We start from the raw sequence: 15,197 nt of genomic DNA, 5'->3' as shown, positions 1-15,197 counted from the left end.
CCGCCGCGCCGCGACCCGCCGACACGACGGTGCCGGCGGAGACCCCCGCGCCGCCGCGCCCGGCGGCCGACGCCGCCACGACGGTGCCGGCCGGGACCTCACCGACGCCGCCCCCGGCCGCCGACGCCGCCACGTCGCCACCCGCCGCCACGCCGCGCCCGGCCGGCACGACGGTGCCGGCCGGGACCTCACCGCAGCCGCGCCCGGCCGCCGACGCCGCCACGCCGCCGCCCGCCGCGACGGCGCCGGCGGAGTCCCCTGCGACGCCGCGCCCTGGCGAGCCGACGGTCACGTCGGTCTCGCCCGACATCGACCTCGCGCAGGACGCCTCGCCGCTGCCCGGGGCGCATCGCGGAGGGTTCCAGCGCCTGCCGACCGCGCCGGTCGCGGTCACCGTCGAGACGGCTCCCGCCGAGCCGGGTGGTGAGTTCACGCCGGACGACACCTCGTGGCAGGCGACCGATTCCGCGTTCCACAGCGGCCTCGCGGGCTGGGCGCTCGCGTTCGCGGTCGTCGGCCTCCTGGTGTCGATGTTCGTCGGGTGGGGATTCCCTATCGGACTGGTGGCCGTCGTCTCGGCGATCATCGCCCTGCGTCGCCCGCTCGAGAACCGCGCCGTGGCGGTGTGGGCCATCGCCCTCGGCGCGCTGTCCATCCTCTACAGCGCCGGGTGGCTGCTCTTCACCGCGATGCGGGCGAACTTCTTCGGCTGACACCCGCCCCGCTCCCGCCCCGCCTCCCGCACCGCGCCCCCGCCTGCCGGCCCTCCTCGTCAGTTCACTTGCGCTGAACGTACGGAGAAGACGGCCCCGGCCGTACATTCAGCGCAAGTGAACCCGGAATCGGGAGGGTGAGCGCGGCATCCCGAGGCAGCGGTCAGACGCGGTCGGCGAGGATCGCGGTGCGCTTGTTGCCGATCCGCGTGAGCAGCAGCGTGGCCGACGCCGACCCGCGGAGCTTCAGGCGGGTGCGCAGCGCCGCGGGATCGACATCCACTCCGCGCTTCTTGATCTCCAGGCGCCCGATGTCGCGCTCGCGGAGGGACTTGCCGAGCGCCTTCACCTCCGCCGGCAGCACCTCGCGCACGCGGAAGGTCGACACGAAGGGCGAGGTGAGGGCGGCGTCCGACGTGAGGTAGGCGATGTGCTCGTCGAGCATGCCCGCCTCGAGGCTGCGAGCGACGTCGCCGATGAGCCGTGCGCGGATGACCGCGCCGTCGGGCTCGTGCACGTAGGCGCCGAGCTCGCGAGCGGGCTCGTCGGCGGCATCCGTCTCCGCCGTCAGCTCATGCGCCCTGTCGTTGCGGATGACGAGCGCCGCTCGCCGCACGCCTTCGCGCGCGAGCGCGCCCGACCACAGCACGAGCTCGACGGTGGAGCCGTCGGCGCTCACCCACTGCGCCTCGACGTCGTCGGGGATGACCTCACGATCGAGGCCGGGCCCGAGCTTGACGCCGACGGGCATGCGTCGCGCGAGGCCGAAGACCCAGTCGAGCGACGGCGACCAGTCCTCGGGACGGGTGCGTGTGGTCTCGGCGTGACCGGCGGTGCGGCGCGCGGGATCGAGCCACGCGGCGTCGACGCCCTCGAGATCCGCCTCCTCCGCGGTGCCGTGGCGCACCTCGACATCGGCGCCGAACGGGGCCAGGTTGTAGGCGGCGATCCCCGCAGTGATCTCGTCGGCGTCGACCGCCGTGACGCGCAGGCCGAGGCCGGCGAGACCGAGCGCGTCCCCGCCGATGCCGCAGCCGAGGTCGGCGACGTGGGCGAAGCCGGCATCCCGGAAGCGCGCCGCGTGGCGTGCCGCGATCGGCAGGCGGGTGGCCTGCTCGAGCCCTGCGCGCGTGAACAGCATCCGCTCGGCCAGTTCGCCGAACTTCGGCCGTGCGCGCGTGCGCAGCCGTGCCTGCCCGACGACCGCCGACACGAGGTCGGGGGAGTGACCGTCGCGACGGAGCCGCGTCACCGCCCGCGCGACATCGTCGGACGAGTCGACCGGCGGCATGGCGTCGAGCAGCCGGAGCCCCTCGGGCGTCAGGAGCGCCTCGAATTCGGAGAGTTCCACCCGCCGAGCCTACGGGGGTACCCCGGGCTGCATCCCCGAAACCCCCACCGGATCCCCCTCTGCGGAGGGGGGAAGTGCGGGGAACCTCCGGATGTGGCCGCGACCGCCCGGGAAGAGACTCTTCATACACCGCCACCCTGGCTCAGCGAGAAAAGGATCAATCATGGCTGACGACAACACCAACGTGCTGGGTGTTCAGACGAACATCGAAGACGTCCTCTCCAACAACGAGGTCGGGAACACCGACGTCGAGGTCGAGGACAACGTTGTCGGCAACGACGGAAACGTGGTCGGCAACGACACGGACGTCGATGTCGAGGACAACATCGTGGACAGCGCCGTCGGCAACGACATCGCTTCCGACAACGAGATCGGCAACACCGACGTCGACGTCGAGGACTCCGGCAACGGCAACTTCTCCGACAACGTGGGTGGCGACGCCACCGACATCGACGACTCCGGCAACGGCAACTTCTCGGGCAACACCGACAACTCCGACAACTCCGACAACTCGGACAACTCCGACAACTCGGACAACTCCGACAACTCGACCAACAACGCCGCTGTCGGCGTGGGCAACCAGTCGGACAACTCGGACAACTCGGTCGAGAACGAGCTCGAGGTCGACGTCGAGATCGAAGACTCGTTCAACGACAACTCGGACAACTCGACGGACGACAACCGCGACATCGAGGAGTCGTACAACGACAACTCGGACAACTCGACGGACGACAACCGCGACATCGAGGACGCCTACAACAGCTACACGGACTCGTTCAACGAGACCACGCTGAACGACGACTCGGTCACCGTGGGTGTGCGCCAGTACAACACCGGTGTCGGCGGCGACCTCAACATCGGCGGCGTTCTGGGTGGCGGCGCTGCTGCCGCGGCGGCTGGTGCTGCCGGTGCACTGAGCCTCGAGCTCGACAACCGCGCTCAGGTCGTCGACCAGTCGGTCAACCAGTCCTTCGGCTTCGTCGACGGCGACGTCGAGCAGGACTTCGACCAGGAGGCCGTCGCCAACTCGGGCGACAACGGCGCTGCTGCCGGCGACGACGCGACCGTCGACAACTCGTGGACCAACACCGAGGTCGGCGACATCTCGATCGGCAACACGTGGATCGAGACGCACATCAGCGACTCCTTCCAGGACAACTCGACCAACGAGTGGAACGAGTTCGAGGTCGAGATCGACGACTCGTTCAACGACTACTCCGACCACACCAACGTCGAGGTCGAGATCGAGGACGCCTTCAACGAGGAGTTCAACACCGAGGTCGAGAACGACTTCGAATGGGAGAACAGCGGCAACTTCTTCAGCCCGGGTGGGGACGTCGCAGGCGACGACCTCATCGATCTCTGATCCCTCTCAAGCCTTGCCCGGTCGCCTCTGAAGAGGCGGCCGGGCAAGACCAATTTACGATGCGGATCGACCGCCCGGTCCGCAACCCCCGAGGTCGCTCCGATGCCGTAGCGTGATACGGGGGAGATGCGTCGAGGGGGACACAGGTGTCTGAAGCTGTAGCCGTCAAGAAGCCGAGCCGGGAGGATGCCGAGCCGGCGGCGCCGTCCGCGGTGGAGCGTTCGTCGAGCAAGGCGCTCGTCACGATCGTCGACAACGTCGGTCAGCTCGCCTCATCGACGGGGCGCACAGACCTGGCGCGGCGTCTGGAGCACACCCACGAACGACTGCAGGACCCCAACGTGCGGGTCATCGTCGTCGGCGAGTTCAAGCAGGGCAAGAGCAAGCTCATCAACGCCCTTGTGAACGCCCCGGTGTGCCCCGTCGACGATGACGTGGCCACGAGCGTGCCGACCTCGGTCGGCTATGCCGCGACCCCCGATGCATGGGTGACCCTGCAGTCCGCGAATGAGTCCGAGGCGCCGGTCCGTCAGCAGATCGCGCTGGAGGACATCGCACAGTTCGTGTCGGAGCGCGGCAATCCCGCCAATGAGCGCAGAGTCGTCGCCGCCGAGGTCGTGCTCCCCCGCGAGCTGCTGAAGGGCGGACTGCGACTGGTGGACTCGCCCGGTGTCGGAGGCCTCGACTCGACGAACGCCCTCGCCACTCTGGCGGCGCTGTCATCCGCGCATGCCGTCCTGCTCGTGTCCGATGCCTCGCAGGAGTACACCGAGCCCGAGGTGCAGTTCCTCAAGCACGCCATGCGCGTGTCGCCGAACGTGGCCGCCGTGCTCGCCAAGACCGACATGTATCCCCAGTGGCGCGACATCGAGCGCATCGATCGCGCGCATCTCGGCGACCTCGGGGACGTCCCGATCTTCGCGGTCTCCAGCGATCTGCGCCTCATCGCCGCCGAGGAGCAGGACCGCGAGCTCAACAGCGAGTCCGGATTCCCCGCGCTCGTGGCCCACCTCCGGCAGGAGGTGCTCGGCCGCGCGGAGATCATCCACGCGCGCAGCGCCGTGCACGATCTGGTGTCGGTGGTCGAGCAGCTGAAGATGTCGCTCACCTCCGAGCTCGAGGCGATCCTCCACCCGGAGAACACCCCGAGGCTCATCGCGCAGCTCGAAGATGCGAAGGCGCGCGCCGACGAGTTCCGCGGTCGCTCCTCCAAGTGGCAGATCACCCTGAACGACGGCGTCGCCGACCTCATCTCCGACATGGAGCACGACCTCCGTGACCGGCTCCGCAAGGTGCAGCGCGAGGCCGAGGATGCGATCGACGAGGGCGACCCCGGCCCCATCTGGGACCAGATCACCGAATGGCTCGACCAGCGGGTGTCGGCGGCAGTCTCGGAGACGTTCGTGTGGACCGACGAGCGCTCACGGTGGCTGTCGGAAGAGGTCGCCGAGCTGTTCAGCGAAGGTGAGGCCGGCCTCCCGCTCATCGACGTGGGCGACACCGAGGGCGTGCTGGACCCGGTCGAGGGTCTGTCCGACCTCGGCCATCGTCAGATGGGCGCAGCCGAGAAGATCTTCATCGGCGTCCGCGGCTCGTATGGCGGCGTGCTCATGGTCGGCCTCGCGACCGGCCTCATCGGCCTGACCCTCATCAACCCGCTCTCGCTCCTCGCCGGCGTGCTCGTCGGCCGCCGGGCGTATCGCGAAGACATGAGCTCGCGGCTGTCCCGCCGGCGGTTCGAGGCGAAGTCCCTCGTCCGCAAGTACCTCGATGAGGTGCAGTTCCAGGTGGGCAAGCAGCTGAAAGACCGCCTGCGGCTCGTCCAGCGGGCGGCGCGCGACCACTTCGGCAGCATGGCCGACGAGATCCACCGTTCGTTGTCGGATGCGATGCTCGCCGCCAAGCAGGCGGCCGGCACCTATGCCGGAGAGAGCGAGAAGCGGGTGAAGGAGCTGAACGCCCAGGTGCAGCAGCTCGAGGCACTCCGGGCCAAGATCCCCGCCCTGCCCCCGGCGCGGGCCGTGGAGGCGGCGAAGCGGTGAGGACCACCACCCAAGACGATACGGCCGCCCTCATCCGCGCCGCATCGGAGCTCTATATCGACGACCCCGCGGCCATGGACGTGCTGTCCGACCTGGATCGGCGGCTCCGGGAGCCGCTGCGTCTGGCCATCGCGGGGATGGTGAAGGCCGGGAAGTCCACACTCCTGAACGCGATGCTGGGCGAGCGGCTCGCGCCGACCGACGCCGGCGAGTGCACCCGTGTGGTCACGTGGTACCGGTACTCGGCGACGCCCACCATCACGCTCCACCCCCACGACGGGCCGCCGCGGCGCATGCCGATCCATCGCGAGGAGGGCCGCCTCGTCCTCGAGCTCGGAGACATCTCGCCGGACGAGACGGCGTGGATCGATGTGGGGTGGCCGTCGACCGGGCTGCGCAATCTCATCCTCATCGACACGCCGGGCATCGCATCGCTCTCGAAGGACGTCTCGGCGCGCTCCACGGACTTCCTCGTGCCCGAGACCGAGCCGTCGTCGGCCGACGCGATCGTGTACCTCATGCGCCATATGCACGCGTCCGACCTCAAGTTCCTGGAGTCTTTCCGCGACACCGCCGCAGGAGCTTCACAGACGGTCAACGCCGTGGCCGTGCTGTCGCGCGCGGACGAGATCGGCGCCGGCCGCATCGACTCCCTGCTGTCGGCCGGCAAGGTCGCCCGGCGCTACGAGAAGGACGGCGAGCTCGCGGCGCTGTCGCTCGGAGTGGTCCCGGTCGCCGGACTGCTCGCCGAGAGCGCACGGACGATGCGCGAGGACGAGTTCACCTCATTCCAGGAGCTCGCCTCCCTCGAGCGCAAGGCACGAGAGGCGCTCATGGTCTCTGCCGATCGGTTCGTGCGACCCGCCGATTCCACGTCGCTGAGCGAGGAGGTTCGCCGTCAGCTCCTGAGTCGCTTCGGCATCTTCGGCGTACGTCTTGCGAGCGCTCTCATCCGCACCGGCGCCACCGACTCCACACAGCTGTCGGAGCAGCTCGTGCAGCAGAGCGGGCTCAACGAGCTCCAGCAGTTCATCCGGCTGCAGTTCCGTACGCGAGCGGCGGCGCTCAAAGTACGGGGCGTGCTCGACGCTCTCCAGACGCTCCTGCGCGACAGCCCGCGGCCCGGCACCGAGACGATCGTCGGGGGAGTGGAGCGGATCTACGCCTCCGCGCACACGCTGCGCGAGCTGTCGCTCCTGGCCCGCGCACGATCGTCCGATCTGCCGTTGAGCCGGTCCGACGCCACCGAGGCGGAGCGGATCATCGGAGGTGAGGGCCCGTCCGCATCGGCCCGCCTCGGGCTTCCCGATTCGGCGACGCAGCAAGAGCTGCGCGACAAGGTCGAGGAGCTGCTGGCGCGGTGGCGAAGACTCAGCGCGTCTCCGATCGCGGAGCGGGCGACGGTCGAGGTGGCCCGTCAGGTGATCCGCAGCCTCGAGGAGGTGGCGTCAGAAGTCGCCCTCGCCGCCCCCGGCCCGACGGACGTCGTGCTTGCGGGCGGTCCATTGCAGCGCGCCCCGGAACGAGCTGAAGAGGAGCGCGAGGAGGGCTAGCGACCACTGTGCGAAGAGCACCTGGCGAAGAACGGGGCCGTGCTCACCGGTGGCGAAGAATTCGGACGACAGCAGGAAGAGCCCGATCTGTCCCACCACCGTCGCGAGCTGCCACCACCGGGCATTCGGCTTGCGATTCGAGAACGACACCAGCAGCACGATCTGGATCAGCAGCAGGGTGACCGCCACGGCGAAGACGGACCAGAAGAGGATGTCGGCGGCAGCCGTGTACGTCTCCTCGCTGCGCCCCTCCGCGACGCCCTTCACGACCTCCGTGATGAGCGGTACCTGGTCTTCGCGGATCACGAAGAGGTAGACGACCGCGACGCCACCGGCGAGAAGGCTGAGCACCCACAGGAGCTGACTGAGGCGCACCGTGAACGGCGGCGGACGCTTCGTCAAGACGGGCGCGACGTTCGGGCTCGCCGTCGGCGGACGCTCCGGCGCTTCACGTCGCTCGCGCGGCGGAGGTGGAGGCGGAGTCCGGTCGCGTGAGGGGCTCGGCTGCGGGGCCACCACCTCGGAGGCGGGAACCTTCGCCACCGGCACGCGACCGATCGCCGTGCCGGTCGGCGGCGCCGTATCTCCGAAGCTCGGCGGCTGAGGCTTCGGGCGCGCGCTCGCGCGCCTTGGGTGGGCCAAGGCGCGCGAGCGGTCGTCGTCTTCCGGATCTGTCACGTCGGGCCTCAGAACTCCTCCTCGGACTCCGGCTCGATGTAGGTCTCGTCGATGGAGATGGCCGTCGCGTCGTCGGACTCGTAGTTGCCCTCGTTCGACACGTCGACGTCGGTCGCCGTCTCGGTCGTGGTGGTGTCGTTGAACGACTCCTCCACCTCGACGTCGACCGCCACATCCGTGGAGTTGTCGTTGACGGAGTCTTCGACGCCGACCTCGATGTCGGTCTCGGTGTTGGTCGAACCGTCGTTGAACGAGCCGTCGATGTTCGTCGTCGTGTCCTCGTTGCCGATGCTGACATCGCCGACGGTCGTCGTGTCGTTCGAGTTGTCGACGGTGGCGTCCTCGCCGGCGGCGGCGCCGTTGTCGCCGCTGTTGACCACAGCCTCCTGGTCGAAGATCTGGTTGACGTCGCCGTCCGCCCAGATGTTCTGGTTGACCGACTGGTCGACGATGGTCGCCCGGTTGTCGATCGAGAAGGACTGGGTGATGTTCGTGATCTCCTTCTCCACGGTCGTCGGCTTCGGAGGTCCGGGAGGGGCCGGCGGTCCCGCCGGCTTCGGATACACGTCGGGGCGGTCCACGATGACCGGCGCGACAGCCCGGACGTCGTCGACGCAGGCGTCACTGAGCCCGTTGCGGGCGAGCGTGCCCTGCGGGTCCTCCTCGAACTCCGCGGCTGCCGCGGGGTCATTGAGCAGACTGAGGATGAACTCGATCAGTGCATCGGCGATTGTTGCGAGCGGTGTTGTCATGTCTCGGCTCCTGTCACTTCGAGGCTCATTCTCGAGAGTAGGTGGTTGGTGTGTTCGGTGAATCGGGGGTTTCCCCGATGCGGATGGGGGACGGCACGGGGATCTGCGCGGGCAGGCGAGGGCATCAGGTGTCCCCGTCCGCGGAAGGGCCGGTCGGGCTCAGCGCGACACGCAGTTTGGCGATCAGATCCGAGCGCGACGTCGCTCCCAGTCGGCGCCGGATGCTCGCGATGTGATGCTCGGCCGTGCGCGGTGAGATGAAGATCGTCTCGCCGATCTCGGCATAGGTCTTGCCCTGCACGACCAGTCGCGCGACATCCGTCTCGCGCTCACTGAGTCCGGCGGCCGCGCTCGCGCGCGATGCCGGGGAGCTCTCCGCCGACGCATCGGTCGTGCGGGTCTCCTGCGGGTGCAGTTCGCGCGCGCACGCGAGCAGGCGGGCCGAGACCTTCCGGTCGTCCGAGCGGTTGGCGCCGTGTCGCGCGAGTCGTGCGGCGTCCCACCGCAGCCCGATGGCGCCGAGCCCCTGGGCCGAGGCTTCGACGGCGTCGGCGTCCACCGTCCCGGCGAGCACCGACGTCCAGAGGCGCCCGGCGGTGGCCATCGTCGCCGCGACGCGGCTGCCGGGCGCGGCGTCGACGAGCGCGTGCGCGTGCGGGCCGAGGTAGTCGGGGTGGTCCAGCAGGATCCCGCGCTGAATGCCGGCCCACCGCAGGTGCGCGGCCCAGAGCGGCGGCGAACCCAGCGACTCCACGATGTGCAGGGCCTGCACGAACAGCGGCTGCGTCGCCGACTCGTCACCGACGCGCGCAGCGGCGGTCACGAGTTCCGCGACCGGCAGCAGAGTGTAGAGGTCGACGTCGGCGTCCAGCAGGCTGTCGCGCCCGGACTCCCAAGCTTCGGCGAGGCCTGCGGCATCCTCGTACCGTCGCGCGAGGCCGACGCGGATGGCGTGCGCCAGCAGGTCGTCCCGCGGCACCGGCGTCGGTGCGAGGGCGAGAGCGGCCTCGAGGTCCTCGCGCGCCTTCCCGCCCTGGGCGAGACCGAGTGCGATCCACGCGCGCCACAGCAGCAGCCGGGAGAGCATCCACGGTGTTCCCGTGTGACCCTCGATGGCCGCGTCGATGACGGATCGCGCCGTCGAGAGGTCGCCGGAGCTGATCGCGGCGACCGCGGCGATCACGGCGGGAAGCTCCGGCATGGGTGCCGAGGACCGGGACGCGGTGTACAGGTGGGATCCGCGAACGAGGTCGGCGAGCGCGGTGTCGGCCTGGTCTGCCCGCAGCGATGCACGCAGACCTCGATGGACGAGCTTCATCGCAACGGTGAGGGTCGAGGGCGCCGCGAGCGCGGCCGTCGCCGTCTTGCCCTCGTCATCCTGCGCGCGAGGATCCCCGACGCCGATCCGGGTGATGTACTCGCGAGCGGATGCCTCGGCCGACGCGGGAGGGAGCACGTCGTAGACGGTGCACCCGGTCTGCAGCATCCCCCGCATCGACCAGGTCGCCGCGGCGACATCGGCGAGCCGGGCGTCCACCGCGGCGTCGCGCTCGCCGGACGCCATGGCCTCATCGATGAGGTGCGCGGCGCCGTCGACGTCTCCGGTCGCCCAGGCCACCTGCGCCCGCTTCGCATGCAGGTCGGCGGACGATGTCCCCGCCTCGGCGGCGGCGCGGTAGAAGCTGCCGGCGCGCACCGGATCCGCGTCGAGCAACTGGTCCCCGCGTTCGACGAGTGCAGCCACCAGACGAGGGTCGGACACGTCCGACAGCCAGTCGGTTCCGTGCGGGGCAGCCGGGTCGACACCCCCGGGGTGGGTCGTCAGCAGTTCGACGAGCCGGCGCGTGGGAAGGGTTGCGCGGACGGCGGCGCGCACGACGGGCACCGGACGTCCGTTGCGCAGGAGCAGGCCGTCGGCGTATGCCTGGACGAGGATCCCGTCCGAGTCGCCCCGCAGCTCGGAGTCGAGCGGATTCGCCTCCGCCGCCGCCACGCTGACCGCTTCGACCGCTCGCCTCACGTCCGTGTCGACCACCCCGAGGCGGTGTGCGACGCTCTGCTCGAGCACGCGACCGAGCGCTGAGTGGTCGATGTCGTCGGCGCAGTCCCTCTCGTCGTGTGCCGACAGCGCCGCCGACACGAGCCATGAGACGCCGCCGGTGATCTCGAGGATGTGATCCAGGCACGGCGCCGGGATGTCGCGGCCGGTTCCCGCGAGGTAGTCCAGGACGTCCGAGCGCGTCACATGTCCGAGGACGACCGCCGGGCGGCTGCGCTCCAGGTGTCGTGCGATGCTCGCCAGCTCGTGGGAGCTCGGCCACGGCCTGCTCGTCACGACGAGCGCGGTGTCCGGATCCGCGGCCCGCGCGATGAGGCCCTCGATCTGCGCCGGCGGCAGCAGATGCAGATCGTCGACGAGCAGCACGCTGGCGGCGGGAACGCCCGTCACGTCGGTGTCGGGCCCGAGCAGGTGCAGCGGCACACGGTTGCGGGTGAGGAATCGCTGCGCGCCGCGCAGGATCGTCGACTTGCCCGATCCGGCGTTGCCCGAGATGAGCATGCGAGGCGGCGTGTCCTGTGTGGTGAGAGCGTCGATGAGAGGATGCGCGTGTCGCGATCCTGTGAAGTCGGCGGCGTCGAAGAACGTAGCCAGTGCGGCTGTCGGCGTTGACATGTGATTCCCCAGGCGATCCCGGCGTCAGGGGACGATCTCGGGAGCGGGTGAGGTCTCAGGGGCCGGCTGCAGATCAGCGGGGACCGGCTCCGGCTCGGGGTCGGCCGGTGGGGTCGTGGGCTCCGGCTCGGGGTCGGCCGGGGGAGTCGTGGGCTCCGGCTCCGGCTCGGGTTCGGGCTCCGGCTCCGGCGCCGGGTCCGGCTGGGTGGTCGGTTCCGGTTCCGGCTGCGTCGTCGGCTCGGGCTCCGGCTGGGTGGTCGGTTCGGGTTGCGGCTGCGTCGTCTGGCCCGGCGTGTCGTCGCCGCTCGACGTCGGCGTGGTGCCCGACGATCCGGCGGCCGGCTTCGTGGACGTGCCTTCCTTCGTCGTGGTCGTCGTGGTGGTGGTCGACTTGTTCGGCCCCGCCTTCGAGACGGGAGCGTCGCTCCGGGGGGTCGGCTTCCCGGCCTTCGGATTCGCCGTGCCGCCCGACCCCTTGTCCGGCTCGGGCGCCGTCGCCGTCTCGGGGGCGTTCGTGTCACCGGCGGGCTCCACCTGCGCGGCGGCCTCGGCCTCGGCGTCGGCGTCGGCGGGTGCGGGAACCTGCTCCCAGCCCGACAGTGACAGGAAGGTGCCGCTGCCGTTGCCGAGCGTCATGGTGCTGCCGAAGACGATCGCGGCGGCGACCAAGGCCGCCGCGGCAGAGATGGCGATGTAGTGGCGCGCGCCGTGAGCCGACGATGCCGCGACGGGGGCGACCGGTGCCGCGAGCGCAACGCCGGCCGGCACGAGGAGCTCCAGCCCGCCGGCCGAGGCGCCTTCGAAGACGACGAGTTCGCCCGGAGCGGCGATCTCGCGATCCATCGCGCGGATGAGCGCCGTGTGGGCCGCGCCGAGCGCGATGGACGCCTTCGGATCCGCGTCGATCGCGGTCGGGCGGTCCAGATGCTCTGAGATCCGTTGCGTGACCAGCGGGATCCGCGATGATCCGCCGATGAGCAGCACCGACTCGAGCTGCTCGGGGTCGACCTCTGCCGCTTCGAGCGCATCCTCGAGCACGTCGACCGTCTGTGTGACGTACGGATCGATCATGTCCTCGAACTCGGCGCGCGTCAGCCGCACGCTCGAGCGGCCGGCCTGCAGCAGGACTGGGATGACGACGTCGGAGTCGAACGACAGCGCCTCTTTGGCGTCGACGCATTCGCGACGAAGCTGCGACAGCGCGACCCGCGCGTCGGCGGACGAGTCGTCCAGCGCCTCGGGCGAGACCTCCGCGGAGCGCAGCACGTGGCGCACGACGGCGTCGTCGAAGTCGGCGCCACCGAGATTGTCGAGTCCCATCGGCTCTCCGACGAGCTCGAACGAGGTCTCGGTCTTGCGCAGCAGCACGCAGTCGAACGTGCCGCCGCCCAGGTCGTAGACGGCGAGGGTCTCTCCGGGCTCGAGCACGCGCGACGCCTCGTAGTGCCGCGCCGCAGCCTCGGGCTCGGTGATGAACTCCACGTCGCGGATGCCGAGCGCGGCGAGCGCCGAGCTGATCGTTCCCACACGGTGCGGACCCCACATGGCAGGATGCGTGACGATGACACCTGCCGGCGCGCCACCCTCGCGTTCGGTCACCGCGTCGATGACGCCCGCCACGGTCTGCGCGTACAGCTGCTCGGCCGGGATCGACTGGTCGCCCACGACCAGCGGCACGTCGTCGCCGATGCTGCGTTTGAACTCGCGGATCAGTCGCTCGGGCGCGGTGACGCCGCGGCGTTCCGCCGCATCCCCGAAGAGGAGATCACCATCCTCGGCGACGAAGACCACCGTCGCGACGCTGTCCGCGCGTCGCCCGAGTGGAAACGCCGCAGCCGTGATGCTGCCGTCCGAAGCGACGCGCGCTGTCGCTGCCCCCAGCCTGCTGGTCCCAAGATCCACAGCCAGGAAATACCGCTCAGCCATGTTGAAGCATGCCCCCACATCGTGTGCGAGCTCCCCCGAACTCGCAGCGTTCTCACTCCCCAGAGAGTGAGCCGCTGCTGTGATGATACGCCGGAGCCCGACAAAGCCTCAAGGGCATGTAACAGTTGTGTTTCCGCCAGGTGTCTGCGACGCGCGCGATGTGACGTCCCGATTGGCACTCACGTTGCATGAGTGCCAGACCGTTGCCTAGACTGTCATCAGCACTCTCAACGTCAGAGTGCTAACGAGTCTTAGTCTCAAGAAAGAAGAGGTAGACCGTGTCGGTTTCCATCAAGCCGCTCGAGGACCGCATCGTCATCAAGCAGGTCGAGGCCGAGCAGACCACGTCCAGCGGTCTGGTCATCCCCGACACCGCCAAGGAGAAGCCCCAGGAGGGCGAGGTCGTGGCGGTGGGCCCGGGTCGTATCGACGACAACGGCAACCGCATCCCGCTCGACGTCGCCGTCGGCGACCGCGTGATCTACAGCAAGTACGGCGGCACCGAGGTGAAGTTCGGCGGTGACGAGCTCCTCGTCCTGTCGGCTCGCGACGTCCTGGCAGTCGTCGTTCGCTGAGTTCCGCACTGCGCGTGACCTCGAGGGTCGGATGCTTCGGCATCCGGCCCTCTCGTCATGTCCGGAGTCTTCGGGCGGCGCCGCATGGCAGGATTCCGTGCAGGCTCGGCAGGGAAGGGATGCCGCGGGCCGGCGCAGCGGGCCGGCACCGCGCGGGGCGGGCGTAGGCTGACTCGGTGAGTCGCGAGCAGTCGTCCCCGTCGGAACGTGGCACCGTGGACGGGCTCGACCCCTCGACCGCGCTGGACCTCGGTGTGACGACCGGCAGCCGTCGGGTGGCGGATGCCGCCGCCGAGGCGCGCGAGCGCACGCTGGGCGGCGTCTACGCGTTCAGCGCGTATCTGCTGTGGGGTTTCCTGCCGCTGTACTTCCTGCTGCTGGCGCCGACGGGTCCGTGGGAGATCGTGGCGTGGCGCATCCTGCTGTCCCTCGTCTTCTGTGCGCTGCTGCTCACGGTGACGCGCACGTGGCCGCGGCTGGCGGCGATCTTCCGGCAGCCGCGTGTGCTGGGGCTCACCGTGGTCGCGGGTCTCCTGATCTACGTCAACTGGCAGGTCTTCATCTACGGGGCGCTGAGCGACCAGGTCATCGAGACCAGCCTCGGCTACTTCATCAATCCGATCGCGACCGTGCTGCTCGCCGTACTGGTGCTGCACGAGCGTCTGCGCGCGACGCAGTGGGTGGCGATCGGCATAGCCGCTGCGGCGGTGGCCGTGATCGTCATCGGCTACGGCGACTTCCCGTGGATCGCGCTCACGCTCGCGGCGTCGTTCGGTGTCTACGGGCTGGTGAAGAAGAAGGTGGGTCCTTCGGTCGACGCCGTGAGCGGTCTCACCCTCGAGACGCTGTGGCTCACGCCGATCGCGGTCGTCGTGCTGGCGATCGTGGGCGCGACGGAGGGCCTCACGATGGGGTCGAGCGGATGGCAGCACACCGTGCTGCTGAGCCTGACGGGCGTCATCACCGCCGTGCCGCTGCTGCTCTTCGCCTCGGGCGCCCGCCGCGTGTCGCTGACCACGATCGGGCTGCTGCAGTTCGTGGCACCGATCCTGCAGTTCCTGATCGGCTGGCTCGTGCTCGGCGAGCCGATGCCCCTCGAGCGCTGGATCGGCTTCGCACTCGTGTGGGTGGCGCTGATGGTGCTCACCGTCGACTCGGTTCTGCACGCCCGGCGTTCGCGCGCCGGCGCCTGAGATCAGCGCACGAGGCGGGCGATGGCCTGCGTGGCCTCGGTGATCTTGGCGTCGGCGGCCTCGCCGCCCAGGCGTGCCGCATCCACCACGCAGTGTCGCAGGTGGTCGTCGAGCAGGCCGACGGCGACGGCCTCGAGCGCGGAGGTCAGGGCGCTGATCTGCGTCAGGATGTCGATGCAGTACTTCTCGTCCTCCACCATCTTGTGGATGCCGCGAGCCTGCCCCTCGATGCGCTTCATGCGATTGAGGTACTTGTCCTTGTCGGTGATGTAGCCGTGGTGCGAGGCGTCGCCCTCCGGCGACGCGGCGTGGTCGAGGGTCGTCTCGCCGTGCGTGTCCATCGTCATGTCTGTGAGTCCTTCATTCTGAACAAC

12 protein-coding genes are annotated in these 15,197 nt (G+C 69.8%); 6 read left to right on the top strand and 6 right to left on the bottom strand.

The genetic code is table 11. The features are described from left to right. A partial coding sequence (locus tag MRBLMI12_RS21680; RefSeq protein ID WP_363358227.1) for a hypothetical protein occupies nt 1-713 on the top strand: 713 nt, incomplete at its 5' end. 163 nt (nt 714-876) lie between these two features. Here the strand turns inward: MRBLMI12_RS21680 and MRBLMI12_RS21675 are convergent. Next, a complete protein-coding gene (locus MRBLMI12_RS21675) occupies nt 877-2,004 on the bottom strand; it encodes a THUMP-like domain-containing protein (RefSeq protein ID WP_414686244.1) in 1,128 nt (375 codons plus the stop codon). 223 nt (nt 2,005-2,227) lie between these two features. Between MRBLMI12_RS21675 and MRBLMI12_RS21670 the strand changes: the two genes are divergently transcribed. The 3 genes from MRBLMI12_RS21670 to MRBLMI12_RS21660 all read left to right on the top strand — a co-directional run bounded on the left by MRBLMI12_RS21670 (nt 2,228) and on the right by MRBLMI12_RS21660 (nt 7,025). Then, nucleotides 2,228-3,430: a hypothetical protein gene (locus tag MRBLMI12_RS21670; RefSeq protein ID WP_363358225.1), complete on the top strand. Its 1,203-nt coding sequence runs from the start codon at nt 2,228-2,230 to the stop codon at nt 3,428-3,430. Between the two features lie 146 nt (nt 3,431-3,576). Then, the gene (locus tag MRBLMI12_RS21665; protein ID WP_349426465.1) at nt 3,577-5,472 is read left to right on the top strand and encodes a dynamin family protein; all 1,896 of its coding nucleotides are present in this window, start codon (nt 3,577-3,579) and stop codon (nt 5,470-5,472) included. Continuing rightward, a complete protein-coding gene (locus MRBLMI12_RS21660) occupies nt 5,469-7,025 on the top strand; it encodes a dynamin family protein (protein ID WP_363358224.1) in 1,557 nt (518 codons plus the stop codon). Before MRBLMI12_RS21665 ends, MRBLMI12_RS21660 begins: the two co-directional genes overlap by 4 nt. Here the strand turns inward: MRBLMI12_RS21660 and MRBLMI12_RS21655 are convergent. From MRBLMI12_RS21655 to MRBLMI12_RS21640, 4 genes are all read right to left on the bottom strand, one after another. Next, nucleotides 6,921-7,427, bottom strand: coding sequence for a hypothetical protein (locus tag MRBLMI12_RS21655; RefSeq protein ID WP_363358223.1), 507 nt, complete (start codon nt 7,425-7,427; stop codon nt 6,921-6,923). The genes MRBLMI12_RS21660 and MRBLMI12_RS21655 overlap by 105 nt on opposite strands. Before the next feature lie 284 nt (nt 7,428-7,711). Further along, complete coding sequence (locus tag MRBLMI12_RS21650; RefSeq protein WP_363358222.1) at nt 7,712-8,455, bottom strand: IniB N-terminal domain-containing protein; 744 nt, start codon at nt 8,453-8,455, stop codon at nt 7,712-7,714. 124 nt (nt 8,456-8,579) lie between these two features. Further along, complete coding sequence (locus MRBLMI12_RS21645) at nt 8,580-11,129, bottom strand: LuxR C-terminal-related transcriptional regulator (RefSeq protein WP_363358221.1); 2,550 nt, start codon at nt 11,127-11,129, stop codon at nt 8,580-8,582. Nucleotides 11,130-11,153: 24 nt separating this feature from the next. Next, nucleotides 11,154-12,920 carry an Hsp70 family protein gene (locus tag MRBLMI12_RS21640; RefSeq protein WP_363358220.1) on the bottom strand — a complete coding sequence of 589 codons (1,767 nt, stop codon included), beginning with the start codon at nt 12,918-12,920 and terminating at the stop codon, nt 11,154-11,156. 413 nt (nt 12,921-13,333) lie between these two features. Here MRBLMI12_RS21640 and groES point away from each other — a divergent pair, with 413 nt between their 5' ends. Both groES and rarD read left to right on the top strand, forming a co-directional pair. Next, nucleotides 13,334-13,630: a co-chaperone GroES gene (gene groES, locus MRBLMI12_RS21635; protein ID WP_308867967.1), complete on the top strand. Its 297-nt coding sequence runs from the start codon at nt 13,334-13,336 to the stop codon at nt 13,628-13,630. Between the two features lie 275 nt (nt 13,631-13,905). Then, the gene (rarD, locus tag MRBLMI12_RS21630) at nt 13,906-14,823 is read left to right on the top strand and encodes an EamA family transporter RarD (RefSeq protein WP_363358255.1); all 918 of its coding nucleotides are present in this window, start codon (nt 13,906-13,908) and stop codon (nt 14,821-14,823) included. A 2-nt stretch (nt 14,824-14,825) separates the two neighbouring features. Here the strand turns inward: rarD and MRBLMI12_RS21625 are convergent, their stop codons facing one another. Further along, a complete protein-coding gene (locus tag MRBLMI12_RS21625; protein WP_363358254.1) occupies nt 14,826-15,164 on the bottom strand; it encodes a metal-sensitive transcriptional regulator in 339 nt (112 codons plus the stop codon). Nucleotides 15,165-15,197: the final 33 nt, after the last annotated feature.

Source organism: Microbacterium sp. LMI12-1-1.1 (assembly GCF_040676455.1).
Classification (GTDB): domain Bacteria; phylum Actinomycetota; class Actinomycetes; order Actinomycetales; family Microbacteriaceae; genus Microbacterium.
This window is presented reverse-complemented; position numbering and strand designations above follow the sequence as displayed.

Bases quoted from the DNA above. Each gene is read 5' to 3' on its own strand.
- MRBLMI12_RS21675 (WP_414686244.1), bottom strand. From the start codon at position 2,004: ATGCCGCCGGTCGACTCGTCCGACGATGTCGCGCGGGCGGTGACGCGG.
- MRBLMI12_RS21625 (WP_363358254.1), bottom strand. From the start codon at position 15,164: ATGGACACGCACGGCGAGACGACCCTCGACCACGCCGCGTCGCCGGAG.
- MRBLMI12_RS21650 (WP_363358222.1), bottom strand. From the start codon at position 8,455: ATGACAACACCGCTCGCAACAATCGCCGATGCACTGATCGAGTTCATC.
- MRBLMI12_RS21670 (WP_363358225.1), top strand. From the start codon at position 2,228: ATGGCTGACGACAACACCAACGTGCTGGGTGTTCAGACGAACATCGAA.
- MRBLMI12_RS21645 (WP_363358221.1), bottom strand. From the start codon at position 11,129: ATGTCAACGCCGACAGCCGCACTGGCTACGTTCTTCGACGCCGCCGAC.